The 23,903-nt window shown below is 54.3% G+C and carries 22 protein-coding genes; 7 read left to right on the top strand and 15 right to left on the bottom strand.

The features are described 5' to 3' along the window. From M9H61_RS09495 to M9H61_RS09485, 3 genes are all read right to left on the bottom strand, one after another. On the bottom strand, nucleotides 1-1,470 hold the full coding sequence (locus tag M9H61_RS09495) for a M48 family metallopeptidase (protein WP_250284764.1): 1,470 nt from the start codon (nucleotides 1,468-1,470) through the stop codon (nucleotides 1-3). 251 nt (nucleotides 1,471-1,721) lie between these two features. Continuing rightward, a complete protein-coding gene (gene tldD, locus M9H61_RS09490) occupies nucleotides 1,722-3,155 on the bottom strand; it encodes a metalloprotease TldD (RefSeq protein ID WP_101248129.1) in 1,434 nt (477 codons plus the stop codon). A gap of 228 nt (nucleotides 3,156-3,383) precedes the next feature. Continuing rightward, entirely contained in the window at nucleotides 3,384-4,439 is a 1,056-nt protein-coding gene (locus M9H61_RS09485; protein WP_250284762.1) for a COX15/CtaA family protein, read from the bottom strand. 255 nt (nucleotides 4,440-4,694) lie between these two features. Here M9H61_RS09485 and M9H61_RS09480 point away from each other — a divergent pair, with 255 nt between their 5' ends. Next, complete coding sequence (locus M9H61_RS09480) at nucleotides 4,695-5,255, top strand: bifunctional precorrin-2 dehydrogenase/sirohydrochlorin ferrochelatase (RefSeq protein WP_228194365.1); 561 nt, start codon at nucleotides 4,695-4,697, stop codon at nucleotides 5,253-5,255. Further along, nucleotides 5,252-5,995 carry a phosphoadenylyl-sulfate reductase gene (locus M9H61_RS09475; RefSeq protein WP_228194364.1) on the top strand — a complete coding sequence of 248 codons (744 nt, stop codon included), beginning with the start codon at nucleotides 5,252-5,254 and terminating at the stop codon, nucleotides 5,993-5,995. Before M9H61_RS09480 ends, M9H61_RS09475 begins: the two co-directional genes overlap by 4 nt. Nucleotides 5,996-6,046: 51 nt before the next feature. Here M9H61_RS09475 and M9H61_RS09470 read toward each other — a convergent pair whose 3' ends face one another. Together M9H61_RS09470 and M9H61_RS09465 are read right to left on the bottom strand one after the other, a co-directional pair. Continuing rightward, on the bottom strand, nucleotides 6,047-7,501 hold the full coding sequence (locus M9H61_RS09470) for a deoxyguanosinetriphosphate triphosphohydrolase (protein ID WP_228194363.1): 1,455 nt from the start codon (nucleotides 7,499-7,501) through the stop codon (nucleotides 6,047-6,049). A gap of 133 nt (nucleotides 7,502-7,634) precedes the next feature. Next, nucleotides 7,635-8,054, bottom strand: a complete 420-nt coding sequence (locus M9H61_RS09465; protein WP_250284760.1) for a hypothetical protein — start codon at nucleotides 8,052-8,054, stop codon at nucleotides 7,635-7,637. A gap of 226 nt (nucleotides 8,055-8,280) precedes the next feature. Between M9H61_RS09465 and gor the strand changes: the two genes are divergently transcribed. Next, nucleotides 8,281-9,642: a glutathione-disulfide reductase gene (gene gor, locus M9H61_RS09460; RefSeq protein WP_250284759.1), complete on the top strand. Its 1,362-nt coding sequence runs from the start codon at nucleotides 8,281-8,283 to the stop codon at nucleotides 9,640-9,642. Nucleotides 9,643-9,700: 58 nt separating this feature from the next. On the opposite strand, the gene M9H61_RS09455 is transcribed toward gor, so the two are convergent. The 4 genes from M9H61_RS09455 to M9H61_RS09440 all read right to left on the bottom strand — a co-directional run bounded on the left by M9H61_RS09455 (nucleotide 9,701) and on the right by M9H61_RS09440 (nucleotide 13,480). After that, a complete protein-coding gene (locus tag M9H61_RS09455; RefSeq protein ID WP_250284756.1) occupies nucleotides 9,701-11,008 on the bottom strand; it encodes a TRAP transporter large permease subunit in 1,308 nt (435 codons plus the stop codon). Between the two features lie 73 nt (nucleotides 11,009-11,081). After that, nucleotides 11,082-11,699, bottom strand: coding sequence for a TRAP transporter small permease subunit (locus M9H61_RS09450; protein ID WP_250284755.1), 618 nt, complete (start codon nucleotides 11,697-11,699; stop codon nucleotides 11,082-11,084). A 156-nt stretch (nucleotides 11,700-11,855) separates the two neighbouring features. Next, nucleotides 11,856-12,884: a TRAP transporter substrate-binding protein gene (locus tag M9H61_RS09445; protein WP_250284753.1), complete on the bottom strand. Its 1,029-nt coding sequence runs from the start codon at nucleotides 12,882-12,884 to the stop codon at nucleotides 11,856-11,858. Next, on the bottom strand, nucleotides 12,881-13,480 hold the full coding sequence (locus M9H61_RS09440) for a gluconokinase (protein ID WP_250284751.1): 600 nt from the start codon (nucleotides 13,478-13,480) through the stop codon (nucleotides 12,881-12,883). The genes M9H61_RS09445 and M9H61_RS09440 overlap by 4 nt, the downstream gene beginning before the upstream one ends. Nucleotides 13,481-13,644: 164 nt before the next feature. Between M9H61_RS09440 and M9H61_RS09435 the strand changes: the two genes are divergently transcribed. After that, nucleotides 13,645-14,670, top strand: coding sequence for a LacI family DNA-binding transcriptional regulator (locus M9H61_RS09435; protein ID WP_250284749.1), 1,026 nt, complete (start codon nucleotides 13,645-13,647; stop codon nucleotides 14,668-14,670). Between the two features lie 23 nt (nucleotides 14,671-14,693). Here the strand turns inward: M9H61_RS09435 and M9H61_RS09430 are convergent, their stop codons facing one another. The 3 genes from M9H61_RS09430 to M9H61_RS09420 form a co-directional block, all read right to left on the bottom strand. Then, nucleotides 14,694-15,266 carry a YigZ family protein gene (locus tag M9H61_RS09430; protein ID WP_250284747.1) on the bottom strand — a complete coding sequence of 191 codons (573 nt, stop codon included), beginning with the start codon at nucleotides 15,264-15,266 and terminating at the stop codon, nucleotides 14,694-14,696. 52 nt (nucleotides 15,267-15,318) lie between these two features. Beyond that, nucleotides 15,319-15,963 carry a hypothetical protein gene (locus M9H61_RS09425; protein ID WP_250284744.1) on the bottom strand — a complete coding sequence of 215 codons (645 nt, stop codon included), beginning with the start codon at nucleotides 15,961-15,963 and terminating at the stop codon, nucleotides 15,319-15,321. A gap of 126 nt (nucleotides 15,964-16,089) precedes the next feature. Next, complete coding sequence (locus tag M9H61_RS09420; protein ID WP_250284741.1) at nucleotides 16,090-16,833, bottom strand: sulfite exporter TauE/SafE family protein; 744 nt, start codon at nucleotides 16,831-16,833, stop codon at nucleotides 16,090-16,092. A 421-nt stretch (nucleotides 16,834-17,254) separates the two neighbouring features. Here M9H61_RS09420 and M9H61_RS09415 point away from each other — a divergent pair, with 421 nt between their 5' ends. Beyond that, nucleotides 17,255-18,640 (top strand): class II 3-deoxy-7-phosphoheptulonate synthase, encoded by a 1,386-nt coding sequence (locus M9H61_RS09415; protein ID WP_068517216.1) that lies wholly within the window; start codon nucleotides 17,255-17,257, stop codon nucleotides 18,638-18,640. A 392-nt stretch (nucleotides 18,641-19,032) separates the two neighbouring features. Continuing rightward, a complete protein-coding gene (locus M9H61_RS09410) occupies nucleotides 19,033-19,518 on the top strand; it encodes a hypothetical protein (protein WP_068517214.1) in 486 nt (161 codons plus the stop codon). 129 nt (nucleotides 19,519-19,647) lie between these two features. Here the strand turns inward: M9H61_RS09410 and M9H61_RS09405 are convergent, their stop codons facing one another. From M9H61_RS09405 to M9H61_RS09395, 3 genes are read right to left on the bottom strand one after another with little or no spacing between them, the layout of a single operon-like run. Beyond that, on the bottom strand, nucleotides 19,648-20,223 hold the full coding sequence (locus M9H61_RS09405; RefSeq protein WP_068517213.1) for a hypothetical protein: 576 nt from the start codon (nucleotides 20,221-20,223) through the stop codon (nucleotides 19,648-19,650). Between the two features lie 31 nt (nucleotides 20,224-20,254). Beyond that, entirely contained in the window at nucleotides 20,255-21,586 is a 1,332-nt protein-coding gene (locus M9H61_RS09400) for a M48 family metallopeptidase (RefSeq protein WP_250284739.1), read from the bottom strand. Between the two features lie 18 nt (nucleotides 21,587-21,604). Then, on the bottom strand, nucleotides 21,605-21,949 hold the full coding sequence (locus M9H61_RS09395; RefSeq protein WP_082817668.1) for a YbjQ family protein: 345 nt from the start codon (nucleotides 21,947-21,949) through the stop codon (nucleotides 21,605-21,607). A 260-nt stretch (nucleotides 21,950-22,209) separates the two neighbouring features. On the opposite strand from M9H61_RS09395, the gene M9H61_RS09390 reads away from it, so the two are divergent. Then, nucleotides 22,210-23,886, top strand: coding sequence for an NAD+ synthase (locus tag M9H61_RS09390; protein ID WP_250284736.1), 1,677 nt, complete (start codon nucleotides 22,210-22,212; stop codon nucleotides 23,884-23,886). Nucleotides 23,887-23,903: the final 17 nt, after the last annotated feature.

Genomic DNA, 23,903 nt, shown 5'->3' with positions numbered 1-23,903 from the left:
CTAGAACTCCCATCGCCGGGTCAGATAAATCTGCGCCCTGGCATTGTGGTATTCATAGTTGGGAATGTTCGATTTAGTGTTCAGATATTCACCTGTGATCGACCAGTTGATTGGCGCAAGCAGGTCATAAATCTGATTTGCCGTATTACTATCCCCAAACAAATCCGATGGCAGTATTTGTGAAAGAGGCGCGCCATAGGTCAATCTTGTCCGTGCGCTGCGATCCATGCGGTGGCGGGGTGAATTGCCCGTCACCAGATAATCCGGATCGCGATACCGGTCGATCCCATAGCGGAAACTTCCACTTATGTAACTTCCCCCACCAAACAGATAAGCATGGATCAACTCGCCACTCAAGCTGTCATAGCTGTAATAGTTGCGCGCAGCCTCCTTTTTACCTGCAGAAAGGTTAAACGAGGTGCGGTTATTGGGGGTCCAGCTGTAATTCGTGCCCAGCCTGCTGCCATAACGTTGACCGGAATGAAGGCGCAATGCACTGGATTCACTCGTATTCTGAAAGCGCTCATCAGCGTAGCTGACTTCGCCATTGAGGTTGAAAAACGGGCGCGGGTTCCAGTCAAGGCGCAGCCGTCCTGAACGGGATGTCAGGTATTTTTCCTTGCTCAGCGATTGGACGGTCTGGTTCACACTTGGTGTCAGCATCCAGTAACCGCCGCGCAGACGGGTTCCGACGTCAACAGAAAACGAACCAAGATCAAGGGAATCAAGCCTGACCTGATCACTGCCATAACCGGTTACGCTGGCAAAGACTTCGTGCCCTTCCTGATAACCCAGGTCATAGCTGATGTCGTAACGCAGCGCCCCGATATAGGCGATGTCGTTTTGCGGTTTGTCACCACTTGCTGTGATGTTTGTCAGGGTGCCGGTCACCAACTGCTGTTTATCATTCGGGGCCGAGTTTCTGTTGCTATCGACTTGCGAACCCAGCGTGACAGTCAGTGCCTGACGAAGCCGTTGGCGCCGTCTTTCGATGGCATCAACATAGCTGTCGATACTGGCGGCGACCTCGGGCGAGATGTCCATATGGCGCAAACGGTCAAACTGTGCGCGTGCCTCATCAAGACTATCAAGACGATACAGCACGATAGCGTAGTAAAGCCGCACCGGCGCAAGATCCGGGTCAAGAACCAGAATGCGTTCAAGGGTTGCCGAAGCGCCACGGACTTCACCGCGCGCCAATTGCGCTTTGGCCCAGCGGAAATTCAGAACAATGTCGTCAGGATTGGCAAGAATATCGGCATAGGTAATGTCGCCGCCATCGTCGGTGCGCAAAAGCAGGTTAGCACGTTCCGTGGCGTCTCGCAGGCGGTCAAAATCGTCCGAAAGCTGACGTGCTTCATCTGTGCGCACATCAACGCTTTGCTGGGCATTGGCACCGGAAACCCCCATTACCAGTGTGCCAAGTACGGTTGCAATTGCAGAACCGTGCCGCCATCGGCTTGTCTTCAAGCTTTCCCCCAAATGTTCTCGGATCGTGACGGCCGCCTCGACTTGATCATGACAATCAAGCCGGGTGGCAAACTTCAACCCTGACGCGTCAAAACCTTATTGATCTTCTTTAGACAGATTATGAACTATGACGGGCCGATGGAAGCCATTCAGGTGACCGGTGAGATTGGATTTGTCTGTATAGTTTTCTTATACTTGCGGATGCAGGAATTGGCGAAAACCCCTGCATCCGGATGAGTCGGGTCGGATTATCAGACAGCGGTCCCACCCACTGTCAGGCCATCAATGCGCAAGGTCGGCTGACCAACGCCAACCGGTACACCCTGTCCATCCTTGCCACAGGTGCCGATGCCGTTATCAAGGGCCATGTCATTGCCGATCATGGAAACCTTGGTCAGGCTGTCAGGGCCATTGCCGATCAGGGTCGCGCCCTTGACCGGGGCGCCGAGCTTGCCGTCTTCGATCAGGTAGGCTTCCGATGCGGAAAATACGAATTTGCCCGACGTGATGTCGACTTGGCCACCGCCGAAATTCACGGCATAGATGCCTTTTTTGACGGACGCCAATACTTCTTCGGGTTCCTTGTCACCGCCCAGCATATAGGTGTTGGTCATGCGCGGCATTGGCGCATGGGCATAGGATTGGCGACGGCCGTTACCCGTTGATTTTACCCCGGTCAGGCGCGCATTGAGGCGATCCTGCATAAAGCCTTTGAGGATACCGTCCTCGATCAAAACGGTGCGCTGGGTCGGGGTGCCTTCATCATCAATGGAAAGCGACCCGCGGCGATCATTTATGGTGCCGTCATCAACCACTGTGACACCCGGCGATGCAATGCGCTGACCAAGCAGCCCGGCAAAGGCCGATGTGCCCTTGCGGTTAAAATCACCCTCAAGCCCATGGCCGATGGCTTCGTGCAGCAGAATGCCCGGCCAGCCCGGGCCAAGCACCACGGTCATTTCACCCGCAGGGGCGGCAACGGAATCAAGGTTCACAACAGCCTGACGAAGCGATTCATCAACGGCCTTTTTCCAGGTTTTCTCATCAAAGAAACCGTCATAGCCGATCCGGCCGCCTTCGCCATGCGATCCGGTTTCCATGCGGTCGCCCTGTTTGACAACGACCGAGACATTGAAACGTACCAGCGGGCGGATATCGCCAATGCGCTGCCCACCCGAACGCCAGATCTGCACGGCCTGCCAGTTGCCGGAAATCGATGCGGAAACCTGAACAACGCGCGGATCACGCGACCGGGCATAGGCATCAATCTGGGCCAGAAGATCAACCTTGGCCTCGAACGTTGCTTCGCCAAGCGGGTTCACATCGGAATAAAGTGAAACATTGGTGCCGATTGATCCCAGATCGACCTTGCCCGAACGACCCGATCCGACCGCCTTGACGGTTTCGGCGGCACGGGCAACCGCATCATTGGACAATTCGTTGGAATGGGAAAAGGCCGTGGCTTCGTCGGCAACCGCACGCAGGCCAAAACCCTGGGCCGTATCGAAATTCGCACTGCGCAGGCGTCCGTCATCCCAGACAAGGCTTTCGGACTGGCGGTATTCCAGGAACAGTTCCCCGTCTTCGGCGGTACCCAGCGCGTCATTGACCTGTGATTCAAGCCGGTCACGATCAAGATCGCCCTTGGCGAAAAACAGATTATCAGTGGTGCGAAGATCGGTCATGGAACCTCCTTGGGGGCTGAAAATTTCAGCCTGGGCAATTTGACTTTCCCTTTGTGGCAAATGGCTGTGACGCCAGATATTCCCGAAAAATGTCCGGGTATCCATCCGTGCCGACCGGTGCCGTCAAAGGTACTTTTCGGTCAATGGCAAAGAACCATTGCCGTAGCGTTTTATATAGACCGCAAAGCACGATTATGAAAGCCCGCGGCACTGTTTGTTCGATATTGATCAGTTCTCGGAACGTAACCGGTATGCGGCATAGGTTGCCGTGCCGACCAGAACCACCGCCCCGGCCTGATGTGCAACGCCAAGCGGAAGCCAGATGACACTGAGCAGGGTCGAAATGCCAAGCGCAACCTGAAGGCAGGCCGCAGCCAGAACCAGATGTGTGGCAAAGCGCTGATCAGATGTCAGGTTCCATTTGCCCGCACGCCACCAGAAGACCAGAACCATGACAAAGGTCAGTTTCGCCAACCAGCGATGATCCCATTGCACAGTCATATGGTCCTCGAACGGGGCCAGCCAGACCGGATCAAACACATAAAGCCCGTCGGGGATCAGTTGCCCGTCCATCAGCGGGAAGGTATTAAAGGCATATCCGGCATCAAGCCCGGCAACAAAACCACCGGAAAGGGCGGTAAAGACAATAAGCCCCAAAAGCTGCCAACTGCGCCCTGATGCATTTGTGGCAATCACACGCGGTGCAAACTGTTGCAGCCCGACCCACAGAAGGGCGATGAAAATCACCAGTGCCAGCCCGAAATGTGCGGTCAGGCGGTACTGGCTGACATCGGGGCGGTCGACCAGACCGCTCATCACCATGTACCAGCCCATCAGTCCCTGAAGACCACCAAGAATGAAAAGCCCCCACAGTTTCCACTTGGTGGTGCCATCAATCGACTTTTTGGCCAGGAACCAGACGAACGGGATAAAGAACACAACCCCGATCAATCGACCCCAAAGGCGATGGATGAATTCCAGCCAGAAGATCGATTTGAAATCTTCGACCGACATCCAGGCATTGATTTTCTGGAATTCGGGATACTGGCTGTATTGCTGATAAAGGGCGGTCCAGTCTGCTTCGTTCAGCGGCGGGATAATGCCGGTGAACGGACGCCATTCAACGATTGAAAGTCCCGACTCTGTCAGGCGGGTCAGGCCACCGATCACCACCATGATAAAGACCATCGCCGCACATCCGAAAAGCCAGATGGCAACATTCTTGTGGGCAACAGGGGTGGTGGTCGGGTGATCGGACAGGGCAGGGGCGGCACTGCTTGGCATCGGGACGCTCTCTTGGTCGTTATTCTCAAGGGCACAGATGTGCCTGAATTTGGCCCAATATAGGGGCTTTTTCGAAAAATTGCAGGAAAAGCTTTACGGGCGCAGGTGGCCTTTCGGATCAAAAATCACCGCGCTTAATAAACACAAAATAAACTGTTGTATAAATATAAAACACATAAAAAATGTATTGAATGTTTCCATTTCCACACCCATAGTCATGGACAACAAACAGAAACTACGTTTAGAGGATCGACGATGTTTCCCATCAATCTGGACCTTACGCGACTTTCGGTCGCTTTGGTTGGGAACGGTCAGGCAACCCTGAACCGTTTGCGCCAGTTTGACGGTGATGGGGCAAAATACGTCACCGTTTATTCAGAAAACCCGATACCCGAACTGGTCGATCAGGCCGGTGATCGTCTGCATCGCTATTTGCCGAATTCGGCGGATGTCAATGCGGCATCGATCATGTTCATTGTCGACCTTGGCGAAGAAAAGGCAGCCGAACTTGCCGCCATTGCCAAGGCCGTCGGCACCATTGCCAATGTCGAAGACGTCAAAGAATACTGTGATTTTTTTTCGCCAGCGCGGGTACAGCGCGGTGACCTGATGATTACGGTATCGACCAACGGTAAAAGTCCGAGACTTGCCGGACGTATTCGACGTGCGATAGAACGTTGGTTGGACCCTAACTGGTCCGAACGTCTTTCCATGCTCGCTGCTGAACGCGAGAAATGGAAAGCAAATGGTGCGGACATGAAGCAATTGCTTGAAAAGACAGACGACTATATTGACCGTCGCGGATGGTTGCCATGAATGTCATGCGAGAAGAGGACATCGTCTCCGGTGGCTCCATGTCAGTTGAGGAAGCAACCGATCGTGCGGCGGAATTGATGAGCAGATATGGCAACCTTCAAGGCGTTGCCCTTATCGAACCGATGGTGCATGAAGAATTCCAGGGCCGCGTGACCATGACCTCGTCCTTCGGGACCGAGGCCGCGGCTTTGCTCGCACTGGTTGCCGAGGTGGATCGTGATCTGCCGGTGATTTTCCTCGATACCCGCAAGCTGTTTGGTGAAACCCACAAATACCGGGAACAGCTGGTTGATCAGTTGGGCCTGACCAATATCCGGATCATGCGCCCGGACGAGGAAAAGCTTAAAGCCGAAGACCCAAACGGGATGCTGTTTGCCTCGGACACGGCGAAATGCTGCTACCTGCGCAAGGTCGAACCGCTGCAACGTGCACTGGAAGGCTATGACGCCTGGCTGACCGGTCGCAAACGGTTCCATGGCGGGGAACGTGATGCCCTTCCGGTGATCGAACCGGCTGGCACGCGGATCAAGATCAACCCGCTGGCGGGCTACAAGCGCGAAGATATCGAAGATATCTTTGAACATCGTGCGCTGCCACGCCATCCGCTTCAGGCCGAAGGTTTCCTGTCGATCGGCTGCATGCCCTGCACGGACCGCGTTGATCCCAATTCAACCGATGTTCGTGCCGGTCGCTGGGCCGGTCAGGACAAGACCGAATGCGGTATCCACTACATCATCTAGGCACATTGTTGCTTGAAACGAAAACCCGGCCATGTGGCCGGGTTTTTTCATTCAGATCGTAATGCCCTGAAGCTTGCGAAACAGGGTGACGGCATAGCGATCCGTCATGCCAGATATGTAATCCATCACCCGCATCAGACGGCTGTAAAGATCGGGCGCCTCGGACAGTTTGCCCGACAGAAGCTTGTCAATCCGGTCCGCCTGGGGCGGCAAGCGCTTGCCATGATTTTTATGTTCGTCAATGTCGATGGCAGCACGGACAAAGCTGTCGAGAAGACCGTTTATGACCTCGAACCCGGCCATCTCGATCGGCAGGACATGGGGCGCATTGTAAATCTTTTCGACCGCAAGTTTCTTGCAGGCCTTGGCATGCGGGCCAAGCGGGGTGTTGGCCAACAGATCGCCTTCAAGTGTGCCGGCCAGAAGCGCGTCTTCATGTTCGATAAAGGCATCAACCGCGGCCTTGACCAGATTGCCAATCGCCTTGCCGCGCAGGAACCCGATCCGGTCATTTTCCGATTTCTCGGCATACCAGCCCTCGGCGCGAAGGTCTTTCCAGCGTTGTTCGGCATCACCCTGATATTTTTCCGGATGGCGCGCAATCGGGGCAAGGGCACGTTCGACTTCCTCGAAACTGACACAGCCCAGTTCCCAGCCATCTTCAAGATCAACCACCGAATAGCAAATATCGTCCGCCGCCTCGACAAGGTAAACCAGTGGATGGCGCCGCCATGCCCCGTCAAACCCGTCAAGCGGGCTAAGCCCGCAAACGCGCGCAATGGCAAAGGCGATATCGCGTTCCGCCTGATAATAGCCGGGCTTTTTAAGGCCGGTATATTCGCGGCGGCGGCTATCGGGGACCGACGTGCTGCGCGGATATTTGATGAAACTGCCAAGCGTTCCGTATGTCAGGTTAAGCCCGCCGTCAAAGCGCTTCATTTCAAGCTGGCTGATGATGCGCAACCCTTGCGCATTGCCTTCGAAATGACGAAGGTCTTCAAGCTCCGGCCCGGAAAGACGCGATGTCAGCTCATCCTTGGCAAGGCGCGATGTGGTGAACCATTCATTGATGGCATCTTCGCCGGAATGGCCAAAGGGCGGGTTGCCGATATCATGGGCAAGACAGGCCGCCTGAACCATATAGCCGATATCGGCGACCGTGGTTTCCGATCCTTCGGGCAGGTTTTTGACGATATGTGCCCCGGCCATCAGGCCAAGTGACTGCCCGACCGATCCGACTTCGATTGTATGGGTCAGACGGGTATGGACATGGTCGTTATCGGAAAGTGGATGAACCTGTGTCTTGTTCTGAAGGCGACGGAACGAGGAGGAAAAAATCACCCGATCCACATCGATCTGAAACGGGCTTCTGCCATCTGGCGTCGGATAGGGCGCACCTTCGGGCAGGCGGATTTTGCCATCCCGAAATTCAAGCCGATGAGATGAAAGAAGGTTTTCCCAGCGCATTTTATCGCCAGACCCTTGCGCAGACGACGCCAATGTCATGGCGGTGCTACCCCTGTCCGTGTCGTATGTCTTGTGTTCCGACTGACTTTAACGGGCGAGGGAGTCCGGTGCAATCGGGCAAAGTGATTTCGGGCCGATTGCACCATATTTAAAGCATCTTTGGAGTGCGGAATTAGCCGAAGAACCAGCTTTGCGGGTTGTCGATCGGACGCCCGTTAAGGGCACGTAAAAGCCCGATCACATTGCGCCCGATGAACCAGGCAGTGGTATAAAGGCCCATCAGGCCGACAATCGCCCAGCCCAGAAGCGGAACCCAGCCAATCACAAAGGTAAAGAAGCCCAGAATGATGGCATAAAGGATGCTGATCCAGAATGTGCGGATCACGAATGTGTAATGGCTGTTGGTCCAGTGATTGTCATCTTCGCGCGCGATATAGGAAACGATCAGCGCAATCAGCCCGGTGGCAAAGGCCGTAAACAGGGTTGCGATCATAAGCCCGTAACAGACAAGGGCGGTATTGCCGCCACGCTCGTCCGCATAATGCGGTGCATTGTCAAAAGACGCGTCCTGACCTTGAATATGGTCGTTCATCGAGTTTTTCCTTTATTCATCGCAATCCCCATCGCGTCTTGCCCATCATATAGCGCGAAAGTTTAAAAATGCTATCTCGGGTTGGTTAATCTGATCATCCTTTTTGATCTTCACGGCCCTTCACACGAAATTTACGGCCACTTTGCTTGGTTTTACCTCGACTTTGGGAATTATCGCCCTACATTTGGCGCCATGTTGTCAATTGACCGAAAATAGGGATTTCCGCATGTCGGACTATGATTTTGATCTGTTTGTAATCGGTGCCGGATCGGGTGGCGTGCGCGCAGCCCGCGTGGCATCGGGATATGGTGCAAAGGTCGCCATCGCCGAGGAAAGCCAGGTCGGCGGCACCTGTGTCATCCGGGGCTGTGTGCCCAAAAAGCTGCTGGTGTATGGCGCACATTTCGCCGAGGATTTCGAAGACGCATCTGCCTATGGCTGGACCCTTCCGGGGGAGCCGACCTTCAGCTGGAAAACGCTGATCGCCAACAAGGATGCCGAAATTGACCGTCTGAACGGCATCTATAAAAAGCTTCTGGCTGGCTCGAATGTCGAACTGTTTGAACATCGCGCTACTTTCAAGGATGCCCACACCGTCATCGTTGGCGACCGCGAAGTCACGGCCGAGCGCATTCTGATTGCCGTTGGTGGCCATCCGACCAAGCCCGACATTCCGGGGGCGGAGCATGCCATCACCTCGAACGAGGCATTCTATCTTGATGAGCTGCCCAAACGCGTTGTCGTGGTTGGCGGTGGCTATATCGCGGTTGAATTTGCCGGGATTTTTGCCGGTCTTGGATCCCGCGTGACCCAGCTTTATCGCAGTGAACAGATCCTGCGCGGCTTTGATAACGACATCCGCAACCATCTGGCCGAGGAAATCGTTAAAAAGGGCATCGATCTGCGCGTGAATATCAACGTCACCGCGATTGAAAAACAGGCTGATGGCAGCCTGTCACTGACCCTGACCGATGGTTCGACCATGATTGCCGATCAGGTGATGTTTGCCACCGGGCGCGCCCCCAATACGGCGGGCCTTGGTTTGGAAAAAGCCGGTGTTGAAACCGATAAACGCGGTGCTGTCAAAATCAATCAGGGCCTTCAGACCACGACCGAAAACATCTATGCGGTTGGCGATGTGACCGACCGGGTGCAACTGACCCCGGTTGCGATCAAGGAAGGCATGGCCTTTGCCGATACTGTTTATGGCGGCAAGCCTTGGCACATGACCTATCAGGCGATCCCGACCGCCGTATTCAGTCAGCCGCCGGTCGGCACCGTCGGCCTGTCCGAGGAAGAAGCACGTGCCAAGGGTGGCGAGGTCGTGATTTACAAATCAACCTTCAAACCGATGCGCCACACGCTTTCGGGGCGTGATGAAAAAACGCTGATGAAGCTGATTGTCGATAAAACGACCGATGTCGTTCTTGGGGCCCATATGGTCGGTCCGGATGCGGCCGAGATCATTCAGGGCATCGGCATTGCGGTTCGCATGGGTGCGACCAAGGCCCAGTTCGACCAAACCGTCGCAGTTCATCCGTCCGCGGCCGAGGAATTCGTCACAATGCGGTTCCCGGTTGGCGAATAAAACTGACTGGACAAGCTGAAACTTAAACAGGCGGTGCTGTATGGCACCGCCTGTTTTGTTATCCGCCGGCAAGTCCCGGGAACAGGATCAAAAGTCCGACTGCCAAAATTTGAAGACAAATAAAGGGCAAAAGGGCCTTGAAGATATCGCCAAGTGTGATGTCCGGTGGCGCGACGGATTTAAGGTAAAATGCGGCAGGACCAAACGGCGGTGACAGGAAGCTGACCTGCATGTTCATGGCAAACAGAACGCCGAACCATACCGGGTCAAAGCCAAGCTGTTTCACGATCGGGACAAAGATCGGCATGGTCAGAAGTGCGATACCAACCCAGTCAAGGAACATGCCCAAAATGAACAGGATCAGCATCATGAACAGGATGATCATGGTCGGATCATCGGAAATGCCGGTAATCAGGCCCGAAACAAACTTGATCCCGCCCATCAGGTTGAATACCCCGACAAGGGCCGATGCGCCAATCCCGATCCAGACAATCATGCCACAGGTCGAAAGTGTTTGAATGGCCGCGGCCTTAAGCATCGAAAGCGAGAATTCACGACGCAGGATGGTCGATGCAATCACACCGGCAACACCAACAGCTGATGCCTCTGTGACCGATGCAATCCCCCCGTAAATCGAACCCAGAACACAAATCACCACAAGAATGGGCAGGAACAGGCCCTTGAGCAGACGGACCTTTTCCGCATGTGGGATTTTTTCGGTCTGGGGCGGCGGGGCGATATTGTTGCCGGTATAGGACCGGAACAGGACATAGGCGACATAAAAGCCCGCCAACATGAAGCCCGGCACAAAGGCCGATGTAAACAGATCACCGATCGAAACATTGGCGGTCAGGCCGTAAATGATCAGAACGATCGAAGGCGGGACCATGGTGCCAAGCGACCCGCCCGCACATACCACACCGATCGCAAGGTTCTTGTCATAGCCTTGACGCAGCATCTGGGGCAGGGCAATCAGGCCCAGCAGTACAATTTCGCCGCCGATAATGCCGCTCATGGCGGCCAGAATGACCGCAACAAAGATCGTCTGAACCGCAACACCACCGCGCAAACGCCCGCCAAACAGCCGCATAGCATCAAACAGATCACGCGCAATCCCCGATCGGTCAAGGATGGCTGCCATCAGCACGAACATCGGGACCGAGACAAAGACAAAGGATGAAACGAATGAATAAACCCTGCTGGTGATCAGGGGGACGGCCATCGGGCCAAACCAGCCAAGGGTGAAAATCAGGGCAATCAGGAGCGTCACAAACGCCAATGGCATGCCGGTAATCAAAAAAACAAGCAGCATGACGAACATGGCAAGGGTGCCGTATTCAATGCCCAAAGACTGTAAATCAAACATCAAAAGTTATCCTGTCGCGCCGGTCGCATTCAAAATGACGTTCCGGCTGTCGGTGCATCAAATGAAGGTCGGTCTATTCGTTCTGTTCCGAACCGGTGATCGGCGCGCTGCGCATATAATTGATGGCCTGCCAGAAAAACTGGACCATCAACACAATCAGGGTCAGAAGCAGGAAAGCCTTCAATATGCCGGGATAGGGGGCATTAAATGCACTCCCCGTGGTTTCAAAATGAATGTCACCGGCGGGTGTCATCGTTGCACGTTTGACCATCAGCCAGGCCGCCCAGGCAAAGAAGCCCGATGCGATCATGCAGACAATCGAAATGCCGACATCAAGGGCCTTGCGCAGTTTTGGCCCGGCAATGTCATAAAGGATCACGACACGGATATGTTTATCCCTGGATGCGCAGTAAAGCCCGCCAAACACAAAGCCGACAGCAGACAGAAAAGTGGTTGTTTCATGGGCCCAAAGGGTCGGGCTGTTGAAAACATGGCGCATGAAAATTTCAAAAATCAGAATGCCCATCGCCAGTAAAAAGCCGAATGCAAATACCGGACTGATTTTGTTTACAGCCGATCCAAGCCGTCCGGAAACAGCCGGGAGTGTCTCGGTTCTGTCGTCCGGTTCTATTGGCGGGTCTATAGACGGGGTGGGGGTGTCACGCGTGTTATCAATGGGACTGGTAGCCATACTCAGCATTCCTTGCGATGCAGAGAATACAATCCGGCAACAGGGAGGTTGCACCCCGTTATCGTCTCTTATAACGGGGATTCCGGATTGTATTCAGGTCGTTACCGGTGGCGATGTTTGGGCATCGCCACCGATGATCCAGTTATGATATCGGGCTTAGATCAAACCTTGTGCGGTCAGATATTTAACAAGGGTATCATAAACCCGTTTTGCATCGTCGGAACGTGCTGCGACTTTTTCCCACTGGCTGGTGGCAATCTGACGGAATTTGGCACGTTCTTCTGCCGACCAGTTGTGAATGGTTACGCCACCTTCAGAACGGGCCTTGGCCACGGCTTCCATGTCTTTCATGGCAAGGCGTGCGTCCATGTCCTGTGCCAGATCACGAACAGACATTTCCAGAATGGCCTGGATGTCTTCTGGCATGGAATCCCATTTGGTCTTGTTGATCGATACTTCCAGCATCGGCATGGAATGGAAACCCGGATAGACTGGATGTTTTGCAACATCATGCAGGCCCATTGCCTGGTTGGTCGAGAACACGGTCGCATCGGCCGCATCGATTACTTTTTTATCAAGCGATGTAAAGACCTCGGACTGCGGGATGTTAACCGGTGCGGCACCAGCCGCGGCAAAGACCTGCTGGACCATGCCTTCCGGGGCGCGCATTTTAAGGCCCTTAAGGTCGGCAACACCATCAAGCGGCACCGAGGAGACAAAGGCTTCTAGGCCCGGTGTTACCGCACCAATGAATTGCAGGCCACGTGGGTTCAGCAGGCTGTTCATCAGTTCCTTGCCGCCACCATATTCAACAAAGCGCAGCATTTCAGACGGTGCCGACCATGCACCGACCGGGTTGGCAATCAGGCCGAATGCCGGGTCTTTGCCAGAAAAATAGCTGGTGTCGGTGATGTGGCCGTCAAGGATACCTGCGGCGATGGCGTCCTGGGTTTCGGCATGTTCGACAATCGAGTTAACCGGAAGCATTTCCACTTCGACACGGCCGCCGGTCATGACGCCAACGCGTTTGGCCCATTCCTGTTCCAGTTCGAAGTTGGGAACGCCTGCGGCGTCACTTGATTGCACTTTAAGGGTAAATTCCTGTGCATTAGCGGCAAAGGGCGCTGCTGCAATAAGGGTTGCGATAAAGGTTGCTCCTGCGAGCGATTTGAAAGTCTTGGTCATCGTTCTTCTCCCTGGCATACCGTTTTTCCGGTGATGTTATCTTTGACAAAAGAGGAACTGCCGTTTTCGCAGTTTTTCAGTCTGGTAATGACTGTCGAAACAACAGCATCAATCGGGGCATCGACAAAGACAGTCACACAATTCTCGTCCGGCCCCGGCGTTTCGAGATCTGCAAGCTGACTGTCCAAGAGTGCGGAAGGCATGAAATGTCCGACGCGACGTTCCAGTCTTGATTTGATCACGTCACGGGTGCCGTCCAGAAATACAAATGTGACCGGGTCCAAATTCCGGCCCAGAACATCGCGGTAACTGCGCTTGAGCGCGGAACAGGCAATGAAAATGGTGTTTGCTGTATTGCCCGGGGGGCACTGATCGGCTTTGGCCTGTGCAGCCCGGCTCACAGCTTCAAGCCATGGCCAGCGCATTTCGTCATTCAATGGCTGTCCGCGGCGCATATGTTCGACATTGTTGGCAGGATGATGGTCGTCTGCATCAAGCCACGGGCAATTCGTTTCCGTTGCCACACGGCGGGCGATTTCAGTTTTTCCCGAACCTGAAACCCCCATAACCACGACATATCGCGCCTGTCGATCCATCAAGATATTTCCGCCCGTTTATTGTTTTCAGGGTCGTTTTTAACGTTGTTTCGCCCTGTGATTTGCAATGTTAGCGCTAACATAATGTTAGCGCTAACATTGAGTCAACTGCCTAATTCACAAGGCTCTTGTCCATATTGAAAAGACGTAATAAATCTAATGGCATGAGAAAACGCAAAGGGGCCGGGCGGCCGACCATTGCTGATGTTGCCGACAAGGCAGGGGTCAGCACGATTACAGTTTCACGTGCTTTGCGCGATCCTTCAAAGGTGTCCGATCACCTGCGCAGGAAGATCAACAATGCCGTGAGAAAGCTCAATTATGTGCCGCACAGCCATGCAAGTGCGCTGGCGTCGACTCGTTCCAACATTGTTGGTGTGATTGTGCCGTCGCTGACCAACAACGTTTTTGCTGACACGTTGCGCGCCATTTATGACGACCTTGAACAAGGACCGTTTCAGGTCCAGTTGGGGAATTCGCGTTATGTGGCCGCCGATGAGGAACGCCTGATCAGGACCTTCCTTGGGCAGGGGCCATCCGCGATGATTGTTGCGGGCATTGACCAGACCGATACCGCACGTGAACTTTTGCAAAATGCCGGTTGTCCGGTCGTGCAGGTCATGGATATCGGCGATGACCCGATTGATATGATGGTCGGCTTTTCTCATTTTGAAGGCGGGCGTGCGGCGGGTCGTCATCTGGTGCAAAAGGGCTATAAGCGGATCGGGTTCCTTGGCGCACGTATGGACCCGAGGTCCCATCGCCGGCTTGAAGGTTTCAAGGACGCCCTGCAATCAGGCGGGCGTTATGACCCCGATTTGATCATGACCACCACGGTTTCATCCAGTGTGTCGCTTGGTGCGGAACTGATTGGTCAGTTGTTGGCGCGCCGTTCCGATCTTGATGCCGTGTTCTGCAACAATGATGACATGGCACTTGGCGCCTTGTTCGGATGTCAGAAGGCCGGTATTTCCGTGCCTGATGACATGGGCATCATCGGGTTTAACGACCTTGAAATGATGGCGGCAAGTCACCCGTCCCTGACCTCAATCCGAACCGACCGCTATGCCATTGGCAAACGTGCGGTCGAAATGATCAAGGCCGAACTTGACGGCGAAGTGCCCGAACAAAAGATCGTCGATCTCGGGTTTGAGCTTCAGCAACGCGAAAGCACGTCACGCCAGAAGTAACGCACGCCTGATTTGTCACTGGCCTAATCGGCATCGGGTAACGGGAAACGTTTGGTAAGGTCGCCAAGTATCTCGCGCGGCCCGGCAATTTTGATGCGCGTGCCTTGGGTGTCAAACTGCCGATCAAGGATGGTGATGCCATCCTGCGCACAGGCCTGTTCAAGTGTGCCGGCATCGGAAAACCCGGCAAACAGATCAGCCTCGCCCTGCGGGATATAATCAATGATTTCCGCAACGTCACAAACCGCATTGGCCGCCCCGCTATAGGCGCGAACCAGCCCGCCGGTGCCGAGTTTTGTGCCGCCGAAATAGCGGGTAACGATCACCGCCACATTGATCAGATCATGCCCCTGAAGAACCTTGAGGCACGGGATGCCCGATGTGCCCGACGGTTCGCCATCATCCTTGCCATGCTCGATCAGCTGATCTTCCTCATTGAGGTAGCGATAGGCATTTACGTGATGGTTGGCCTTGGGATGAAGGGCGCGCAACGCGTCAATCCGCCGGGCCAGATCGTCATGAAAAACGAGTTCGGCCAAAAAGCGTGATTTCTTTTCTTCGGTTTCGGCAAAAGCGGGGCGGGCGATGGTTTTCATTGAAGCGTTGATATCAAAATCCCTCAGCGATCACCAGTCAGGATCGGTTTTGCTATTGGGTAGCGGAGATGAAGCTGACAGTCTGACCGAATTCTTCGAGCAGGACAGCGTTCCAGACGTCATCAATCGCCACAGAATGCTGTTTGCTTGCCGCCGAGAAATCCGGCTTTTCGGGGGCCGGGCTGTTCCAGTTCATGGTTTGCGGATCGATGAATTCAAAGACATGCTGCATTTCGCCATCGACATAGCGATAAAGTGTCGCGCGGGGTTGATAGAATACGCGCGCGTTCGGTTGGCCGATATGTTGTTTGATCTTGCGATGGCCAATGACGGTGTAGAACAGCTTTCCTTCGATATTAAAGCCCTTCAACATTGCCAGAAAATCCGATGTGCCGCCCTCAATCCGTTCGCCTTCGTGGTAAAACGTCCATCCGGTATTGGCAATGCTGCGCCCTTTCAGCGCGCGCATACACAGCAGCTCGAAAACGTCATTTTCTTTGGTTGCCTTGGAAAGGTCGCTGGCTGACATGATGTTGCGGTTGCTGTCGCAGAACTGCAAGGCCTGTACATGCATGTACTTCAAGTCGCGCAAAAACGCATCCATCGCCGTGATACTTTGGGCATGTGCGGTTTGGTGGGCTGCAGTGGCAAGCCAAAGGGTCGCCGCCGCAATGGCGATCGTCAAAATGCGTGTCATCAAATCAGTTTCCGGGCTTTGCGCTGTGCGGGTGTGCTTCGGGATTACTGATCCACTATAAATTCCATGCGATTGATTGCACGCGCTTTTCTGCCACATCCCCCGTGCGGGGGATGTGTGATTGCCTTAGTTGGTCACGAATTTCGCAGCAAGGATCACGCCAAAAATAATCAGCATGATCAGAACGACCTTGCGGAATGTTTCGGCATCCATGCGGTTGCGCACAGCACTGCCAAGTTTCGTTCCGATATAAACCGGAACCAGTCCGGCAAGTGATATCCAGATGGTTTCAAGCGTCATCAAGCCCATCCGGCTCAGGCCAAAAGCCATTACGATGCTTGAAAGACTGAACGAGATATTGATGGCCTGGATAAAGCGTTTGGGATCAAGGCGCATGGAAAGCAGAAAGGGTAGAACCGGCATCACCTGTGACCCGGTAATGCCATTGACCAGCCCGGTGGAAAAACCGGAAATCGGTGCCAGTCGGCGTGCGATCTTGTCCGAAATCGGCTTGCCATGGCGAAACAGCGTGATCGCCCCGTAATTCATCAGAACCAGCCCCAGAACCGCACCCGCCACAATGCTGTCGACCATTTCAAGGACAGCAAGCCCGATCAGAAGTCCCGGGATGGTCGCCAGAAACATTGGCCAGAACCGGTTGACGGTTTCGCGGAAATGCCCGGCCTGGACCATGATGATTGAATTGCTGACAAGCGACGGGATGATGACAAGCGGCATGCCGGCCTTTAACCCCAGTCCAAGGGCCAGGATCGGCAGGGCCGATGTCGAAAACCCGAGACCCGTTGCGCCCTTTACGAAGGCGGCAACAAAATAGGCGCAGGCAATAATGGCAATGGTTTCAATGGGCATGGAGGGTCCGGACAATGGTGTGACGCGTGCGCAGTGTGCCCGCATTTGCCAGACTGTGCAATTGATCAGCGTTGTGGGTCAGCGGAATTGGGTGGCGTAACTGGTTGGGATAACTCGTCCGGCGATTGCGCATGGGCGGATTCGCACCTAGTTGATTGCTATGACTGTTTGGTCAAGCCCGCCGCCATCCGGATAATCTGGCGGGAATGAGTGGAATTTTGCGTGGTTTTTGGGTGTGTTGGCAAAAAATTGCGGGTTTTTATCGTCCTTAAGTCTAGAAGGGGTGGAAATGCGTGATCAAAACCCGTATCAAGTTTGGCCCGGTTCAATGACCGGACCACAGGGCGGAAATCCGCCGAAAAACCGGATTTGTGTTATAATGGCGGCATGATCAAGAACATGCCGGATTGAGAGGAAGCAAATGAGCAAGAGCTGGAGCATTGATAGCTGGCGCAACCTGCCGATCAAGCAGGTGCCGACTTATCCAGATGCACAGGCCCTCGAGGCCGTAGAGCAAGAGCTCGGCAGCTATCCTCCTTTGGTATTTGCTGGCGAAGCGCGCGCACTTAAAGAAAAGCTTGGTGAAGTCGCAGAAGGCAATGCCTTCCTGCTGCAGGGCGGCGACTGCGCCGAAAGCTTTAAGGAATTCCATCCGAACAACATTCGCGACACCTTCAAGGTCATGTTGCAGATGGCGGTTGTTCTGACCTTTGGCGCGTCCTGCCCGGTGGTCAAGGTCGGCCGTATGGCCGGCCAGTTTGCCAAGCCGCGTTCGGCGGATACCGAAACCATCAATGGCGTCGAACTGCCAAGCTATCGCGGTGACGTGGTCAACGGGATCGAGTTCACCGAAGAAGCCCGCATTCCCGACCCGCAGCGTCAAATTCGCGCCTATAACCAGTCGGCCGCGACGCTTAACCTGCTGCGTGCGTTTGCCCAGGGCGGTTTTGCCGATCTGACCAAAATCCATCGCTGGAACCTGTCATTCGTTGATGGCAGCCCGGCGGCAGAGCGTTACAGCAAGCTGACCACCCAGATTGACGAGGCGGTCGCCTTCATGCAGGCGTGCGGCATTACCGCCGACAGCGCCCCGCAGCTGCGCGAGACCGATTTCTATACCTCGCACGAAGCATTGCTTCTGGGTTATGAGCAGGCCCTGACCCGTCAGGACAGCCTGACCGGCGAATATTATGACTGCTCGGCGCATATGCTGTGGATTGGCGATCGTACCCGTAACCTTGACGGGGCCCATGTTGAATTCATGCGCGGGGTCAAAAACCCGATTGGCATGAAATGCGGCCCGACCATGGATGAAGATGACCTGATCCGACTGATTGATCGTCTGAACCCGCAGAACGAAGCCGGTCGTCTGACCCTGATTGCCCGTATGGGTGCTGACAAGGTTGGTGATCATCTGCCGCGTCTGGTCAAACGTGTTAAGGCCGAAGGCCGCAAGGTCGTCTGGTCGTGCGATCCGATGCATGGCAACACGATCAAGGCCGCGAACGGTTACAAAACCCGTCCGTTTGATTCGATTCTGTCGGAAGTCAAAAACTTCTTTGACGTTCACAAGGCCGAAGGCACCCATGCCGGTGGCGTTCATTTCGAAATGACGGGAACGGACGTGACCGAATGCATCGGTGGTGCACGCGAAGTGACCGAAGACGCGCTTTCGGATCGTTACCACACCCATTGCGATCCGCGCCTTAATGGTGGTCAGGCGCTTGAGCTTGCCTTCCTGATGGCCGAAATGATCAAAAAAGAACGCGACAGCATCCGCGCAGAGCAGCTTGCGGCTTCTGCCTGATCTGATTTCGAATATTTCGACATGCGTGTCGATCAGCAAGGCGTCCGGGAAACCGGGCGCCTTGTTTTATAAGGGGCCCCGATGGCCAATAAGGACCGTGATCGACAAGAAACGAACATCGCAGCCGCATTGCTGCGGACGAATTTCTTGCGATTTTGGTGTGTTCGGGGTGATGATGGTTGGTGATGCAGGCAATTTCACAAAATTGAATCCCGTTTGGGGGCTGAATATCAGTATTTTGTGGGTTAAATTGCGTTACAGGAACGTTTCGTCGTGCAATCAAGGGGCCTGGCTGTAAAAAAACCTCTACCAAACGCCAAGAAATATCCTTAAGTATAAAGAAATTCAGGGCAATCCTGCACAAGAACAAAATTCAAGAGGTCGCAACGCGGATGGTGGATGAAGCGGATTTCACCGAATGGCAACAGAAAGTAGAGGGAACAAATATTTCCTCGACCACGCTTTTGGCGACCGATTATCTCAATCATTTCAATGAGATCGTGATGCTTCTCGAAATGGTGCCGGACATGCCTGACATGATCGAGGATTGCAAGGAATGGGCACCGAAAAGCTATCAGGACCATTTCCGCGATAGCACCTTTTCCGACAAGGAACTGGCGATCGAGGCCTATGAACATGTGCCGCCGCGATTCCGTCAACCGTTTGAAGAAACGATCAATCACCTCAATACCATTGTTGCCCACGCGATAACCCAGCTTGAAGCCATCATTGCGGACGGGAACGAGGCATTGTTGCGCGAAACCGCGCATGCCATCACCGTATCGCTGCAAAAATTCATGGATGTCGCCAGTGGCATTATCCACGGTTCGGCCAAAACCATGAGCCAGGATGAAATTGACGCCGCACTTGCGCTTTGAGCGGTCACTTTGGCGTGCAGCTTGGCGGGGCGTCAGTCGTCGTTCGGCCTGCTTTCCCGGATCCACCGAAAGAAAAAGCCGGGACAGTTTTGCCCCGGCTTTGTGATGATCGGATATGGCGGATGATACTCAGTCCGTCATGTCTGCCAGTTCCCCGTCCAGACGTTCGATTTCCGATCTGAGCAACGGCAGGACGCCGTTGCGTGCCGTGGCGACGATTTCCCCCATATTCTTAAGGGCATTGCGTGCCATGCCATTGGCATTTTGCTGCATGAACATGATGGTCATCTGGGCGTCAATGTCGGAATAGAACCGGCGCACACCGGTAATGATTTGCGGATCGACCTCGAAAGTGCGCGGGGAATAGCGCATGGTTTCCCAGACCATATCATCAAGTTTGTGGCGTTCGCGCGGTGCAAGTTGCGGGGCATGCCAGGTCATGGGGCCTTCCGGATATTCGGCAATCCAGGTTTCGACTTTTTCGATATTGTCGACAAATTCCGCTTCGAGCGATCGTTCAAGGTTATAGACATCCGATGTGCTTTGATAGCGGTCGAAATCGACGGCAATCTCAAAGCCGGCAAAGCTTGCCAGATACACACCCAGAACGGTTGATGCCAGAATGATGCACTGGGTCAGCCAGAATTCGGTATTGGGCTGGCCGCTGACGCTCAGAAAGCGGAACGGGGCGAAAAGTCCACGCATTGTTCAATATCCTGTGTCGGAAAGTTGTTGTTTATTGGAATTCCAAAGACTGGGCCGGGATTTCGTCAAACTTTTTAAGAAAGTTATCAAACCCGGTTTGCAGATCGATCGTCTCGCCAATCGGAAGTCCCCGTTCACGGGCCATGTCATCAAGCCGGTTTACGCGGTCCATCGGGTGGGGATGTGTCGACAGATAGTCCATGACGCTGTGATCCCCCTGCATGGCGGCCAGTTTTTCAAAGGTCCGCGATACGCCGCCAACATGACCGTATTTCGCCATCAGGATCTTGAGGCTCCAGTCATCGGCATCGAGTTCCTGACTGCGTGAATGATCCCGGTCAGCCAGCAATTTCGGCCATCCGGCGACCCATGTTGTCAAAATCGCATCGGTCTGGAACATCATGGCGGACAAGGCGACACCGACAATTTCGCGTCCCAGTCCTTCAAGATGATCGCGGCCGTTATAGTGACCGATTTCATGACCAAGGATCGACAGAAGCTCGTTCTCGCTTTCGACCAGATCAAGCATCCCGCTATTGACCAGGATCAGGCCGCCGGGTAGGGCCGCGGCATTTGGCGACGAATCAGGAATGATCATGACGTCAAAGTCATAATCACGTGCCGGACCAAGGGCCTCTTTGGGGACAGAATTGATCAGATCAACCAGATAGTTTTCAAACACATTGCGTTGGGAACCGACGCGATGGCCGTCAATGATTTCCGGTTCAAGTTCAGACCAGATCGCGACTTCGTCCTTTACCGAAATGCTGCTTGCCGCCCATTCGATGGCAAAGCCGCTTGCCGTATAAATCCCCCAGCAGATTAAAAGAAATGCCATGCTGGCCGATGCCAGTTCGGTCAACAGATTGCGGTGACTGATATTCACCCCGTCATCGGGCAGGGAGGCCGGTTTGCCACCCGTTGGACGATGATCGGTATAAAGGGCGGTGCCCGATGCGATCATTTCGATCATGCCGCGACTGATTTCGGCCGACTGGAACCGAAGCCCGATGATGTGGCTTGCCCCCTTGGCATTGATGCGCAGGCGCAGGACGGCTTCGCGTTTGGCGCGGATAACGGCGGCCTCGTGGGCGGCAAGACGTCCGCCAACAAAAACGCGCAAGCGCGCCAGCAGATTGCGAAAACGGTCTTCGGCAATGACGACCTTGCCGGTCACCATGCGGGATTGCTGTATTGAAACTGTGTCGGGAACTGCATCCCCGGAATCAAGATATTGATGGGGCAACAATGCTTCGTCGCGCACAAGCGCGCGTTCATGTGCCCTGTCGGCCAGACGGCCGGTCAAATAGGCGATTCCGATCAGGATGGTCAGTGCAATTCCCGGAAGAAACAGGTCTTCCATGATAAATGCACCTGTTCCTTATTTCAGTCTTACGGCCGTGCCGTATGCAAAAATCTCGGCGGCTTTGTAGGCAACCTGGGATGTGGCGAAATGGACGTCAACGACAGCATCGGCATCCATTTTTTGTGCCTGGGCGACCAGACGGCTGGTGGCTTCGTGCTGGGCGTCTTCAAGAAGTCGGGTATAGGATCGGACTTCGCCACCGAAAAGGTTTTTGAAAGTGGCGAAAATATCAAACAGGAAGCTGCGGCTGCGCACCGAACTGCCAAAAACGATACCAAGATTTTCGCTGATCTCCCGACCCGGGATATGGGAAATGGTTACCACCGCCATTTCGGCGGCAGAGGTGGGGCTGTTGGCCATTTTGTTTGCTCGTATCAATTGTTATGTTTTTTGCCGTGTGTTCACGGTCGGGTGAAATAGACCGGGCTGCTTGCGGAATTGCAAGTCATTATCAACATGAAAAAATCATGACAGATGCAGAAACAGACTGCGATCCCAGTCAATTAGCGGGATTCGAGGTGCTGCAATTCTGCCATGCAGGAATGGCAATCTCGTTTGAAACATGGGATATTGCGTATTCCGCAATTGACACCGCGTAAGGCGGCTCCTATTCCAACATCATGACAAATATGCTTGCCATTGCGATTGCCCAGCTTAACCCGATTGTCGGCGATGTTGCCGGTAACCGGGACAAGGTTGTGGCTGCCTGGGAATCTGCGGCCGATCTGGGCGCTGATATTGTTTTGTATTCCGAATTGGTGTTGTCGGGTTATCCGCCGGAAGACCTGGTGATGAAGCCTGCTTTCATGCGTCACCTGCATGAAGCAGTCGCCAGCATTTGCGAACAGACAGCCAATCGCGAAAATGGTCCGGCATTGCTGTTGACCACGCCATGGGAAATTGACGGTATCCGTCATAACGCGGTTCTCCTGATTGATCAGGGAAAGATCGTTGATGTCCGGGCCAAGCAGGATCTGCCGAATTATGGCGTGTTTGATGAAAAACGCGTTTTCGCAGCCGGTCTGATGCCCGAACCGGTTTCGTTCAGGGGTGTGAAGCTTGGCGTTCCGATTTGTGAAGATGTCTGGACCCCCAATGTGGTCGGCCATCTTGCCAAAGCCGGGGCCGAGATTTTCCTGGTGCCCAACGGATCACCGTTCGAGGCAGACAAGGGCGATTTGCGCCGCAAACTGATCGAGGACCGCGTTTCGGAAACCGGCGCGCCGATGATCTATTGCAACGAAGTTGGCGGTCAGGACGAGCTGGTCTTTGATGGCGGATCGTTCGGGCTTAATGGCGACGGATCGCTTGCGGTTGCCCTGCCGGCCTTTGCCGAGGACGTCGTCGTGACCACATGGTCGAAGGACGATAACGGCAAATGGCGTTGCGGCGATGATGCGCCCAAGGCCGATTACCCGGTTGGTCTTGATGCGATCTATCAGACCCTTGTTCTGGGCTTGCGCGATTATGTGAATAAAAACCGGTTCCCCGGTGTCGTGATCGGCATGTCGGGCGGCATTGACAGTGCGCTTTCGGCCGCGGTTGCGGTTGATGCACTGGGGGCGGATCGGGTGCGTCTGGTGATGATGCCATCGCCCTATACGTCGCGCGAAAGCCTGGAAGACGCGGAAATTTGTGCGGGGATGCTGAAAACCGGGATTGAAAGCATCAATATCGGTCCGGCCATGGCTGCGTTCGAACAGATGCTGGCCCCGGCCTTTGACGGGCGTGATGCCGACATCACCGAAGAAAACATTCAGGCCCGTTCGCGCGGGATCATCCTGATGGGGATTTCAAACAAGTTTGGCCACATGGTGCTGACCACCGGCAACAAGTCGGAAATGTCGGTCGGCTATGCCACGCTTTATGGCGACATGTGTGGTGGCTATTCGGTTCTGAAAGACCTTTATAAAACCACGGTGTTTGCCCTGTGCCACTGGCGCAACGAACACAAACCGGCCGGGGCACTTGGCCCGGATGGCATGGTGATCCCCGAACGGATCATTACCAAACCGCCATCCGCCGAACTGCGCCCGGACCAGAAAGACGAAGATAGTCTGCCGCCTTATGATGTTCTTGATGATATTCTTCATCAGATGATTGAAGGCGAGCGGTCAGTACGCGATATCGTGGATAGTGGTCACGACGAGGCCACAGTACGCCGGGTCTGGCGGTTGCTGGATCGGGCGGAATATAAGCGCCGTCAGGCACCGCCGGGGGTCAAGATCACCCCGCGCGCCTTTGGCCGTGACCGCCGCTATCCGATCACCAATGGCTTCACGAACCTTGTTACGTGATTCAAGTGAACTGAAAA

Origin of the sequence: Thalassospira sp. GO-4, assembly GCF_023588965.1 — a bacterium.
Classification (GTDB): Bacteria; Pseudomonadota; Alphaproteobacteria; order Rhodospirillales; family Thalassospiraceae; genus Thalassospira; species Thalassospira povalilytica.
The sequence above is the reverse complement of the archived record's forward strand: the minus strand, read 5'-3'. Positions and strand labels throughout refer to the sequence as shown.

What these genes read in the sequence shown, in the direction of transcription:
- tldD (WP_101248129.1), bottom strand. Translation starts at nt 3,155, where the DNA reads ATGACCGATCTTCGCACCACTGATAATCTGTTTTTCGCCAAGGGCGAT.
- M9H61_RS09485 (WP_250284762.1), bottom strand. Translation starts at nt 4,439, where the DNA reads ATGCCAAGCAGTGCCGCCCCTGCCCTGTCCGATCACCCGACCACCACC.
- M9H61_RS09480 (WP_228194365.1), top strand. Translation starts at nt 4,695, where the DNA reads ATGTTTCCCATCAATCTGGACCTTACGCGACTTTCGGTCGCTTTGGTT.
- M9H61_RS09475 (WP_228194364.1), top strand. Translation starts at nt 5,252, where the DNA reads ATGAATGTCATGCGAGAAGAGGACATCGTCTCCGGTGGCTCCATGTCA.
- M9H61_RS09470 (WP_228194363.1), bottom strand. Translation starts at nt 7,501, where the DNA reads ATGACATTGGCGTCGTCTGCGCAAGGGTCTGGCGATAAAATGCGCTGG.
- M9H61_RS09465 (WP_250284760.1), bottom strand. Translation starts at nt 8,054, where the DNA reads ATGAACGACCATATTCAAGGTCAGGACGCGTCTTTTGACAATGCACCG.
- gor (WP_250284759.1), top strand. Translation starts at nt 8,281, where the DNA reads ATGTCGGACTATGATTTTGATCTGTTTGTAATCGGTGCCGGATCGGGT.
- M9H61_RS09455 (WP_250284756.1), bottom strand. Translation starts at nt 11,008, where the DNA reads ATGTTTGATTTACAGTCTTTGGGCATTGAATACGGCACCCTTGCCATG.
- M9H61_RS09450 (WP_250284755.1), bottom strand. Translation starts at nt 11,699, where the DNA reads ATGGCTACCAGTCCCATTGATAACACGCGTGACACCCCCACCCCGTCT.
- M9H61_RS09445 (WP_250284753.1), bottom strand. Translation starts at nt 12,884, where the DNA reads ATGACCAAGACTTTCAAATCGCTCGCAGGAGCAACCTTTATCGCAACC.
- M9H61_RS09440 (WP_250284751.1), bottom strand. Translation starts at nt 13,480, where the DNA reads ATGGATCGACAGGCGCGATATGTCGTGGTTATGGGGGTTTCAGGTTCG.
- M9H61_RS09435 (WP_250284749.1), top strand. Translation starts at nt 13,645, where the DNA reads ATGAGAAAACGCAAAGGGGCCGGGCGGCCGACCATTGCTGATGTTGCC.
- M9H61_RS09430 (WP_250284747.1), bottom strand. Translation starts at nt 15,266, where the DNA reads ATGAAAACCATCGCCCGCCCCGCTTTTGCCGAAACCGAAGAAAAGAAA.
- M9H61_RS09425 (WP_250284744.1), bottom strand. Translation starts at nt 15,963, where the DNA reads ATGACACGCATTTTGACGATCGCCATTGCGGCGGCGACCCTTTGGCTT.
- M9H61_RS09420 (WP_250284741.1), bottom strand. Translation starts at nt 16,833, where the DNA reads ATGCCCATTGAAACCATTGCCATTATTGCCTGCGCCTATTTTGTTGCC.
- M9H61_RS09415 (WP_068517216.1), top strand. Translation starts at nt 17,255, where the DNA reads ATGAGCAAGAGCTGGAGCATTGATAGCTGGCGCAACCTGCCGATCAAG.
- M9H61_RS09410 (WP_068517214.1), top strand. Translation starts at nt 19,033, where the DNA reads ATGGTGGATGAAGCGGATTTCACCGAATGGCAACAGAAAGTAGAGGGA.
- M9H61_RS09405 (WP_068517213.1), bottom strand. Translation starts at nt 20,223, where the DNA reads ATGCGTGGACTTTTCGCCCCGTTCCGCTTTCTGAGCGTCAGCGGCCAG.
- M9H61_RS09400 (WP_250284739.1), bottom strand. Translation starts at nt 21,586, where the DNA reads ATGGAAGACCTGTTTCTTCCGGGAATTGCACTGACCATCCTGATCGGA.
- M9H61_RS09395 (WP_082817668.1), bottom strand. Translation starts at nt 21,949, where the DNA reads ATGGCCAACAGCCCCACCTCTGCCGCCGAAATGGCGGTGGTAACCATT.
- M9H61_RS09390 (WP_250284736.1), top strand. Translation starts at nt 22,210, where the DNA reads ATGACAAATATGCTTGCCATTGCGATTGCCCAGCTTAACCCGATTGTC.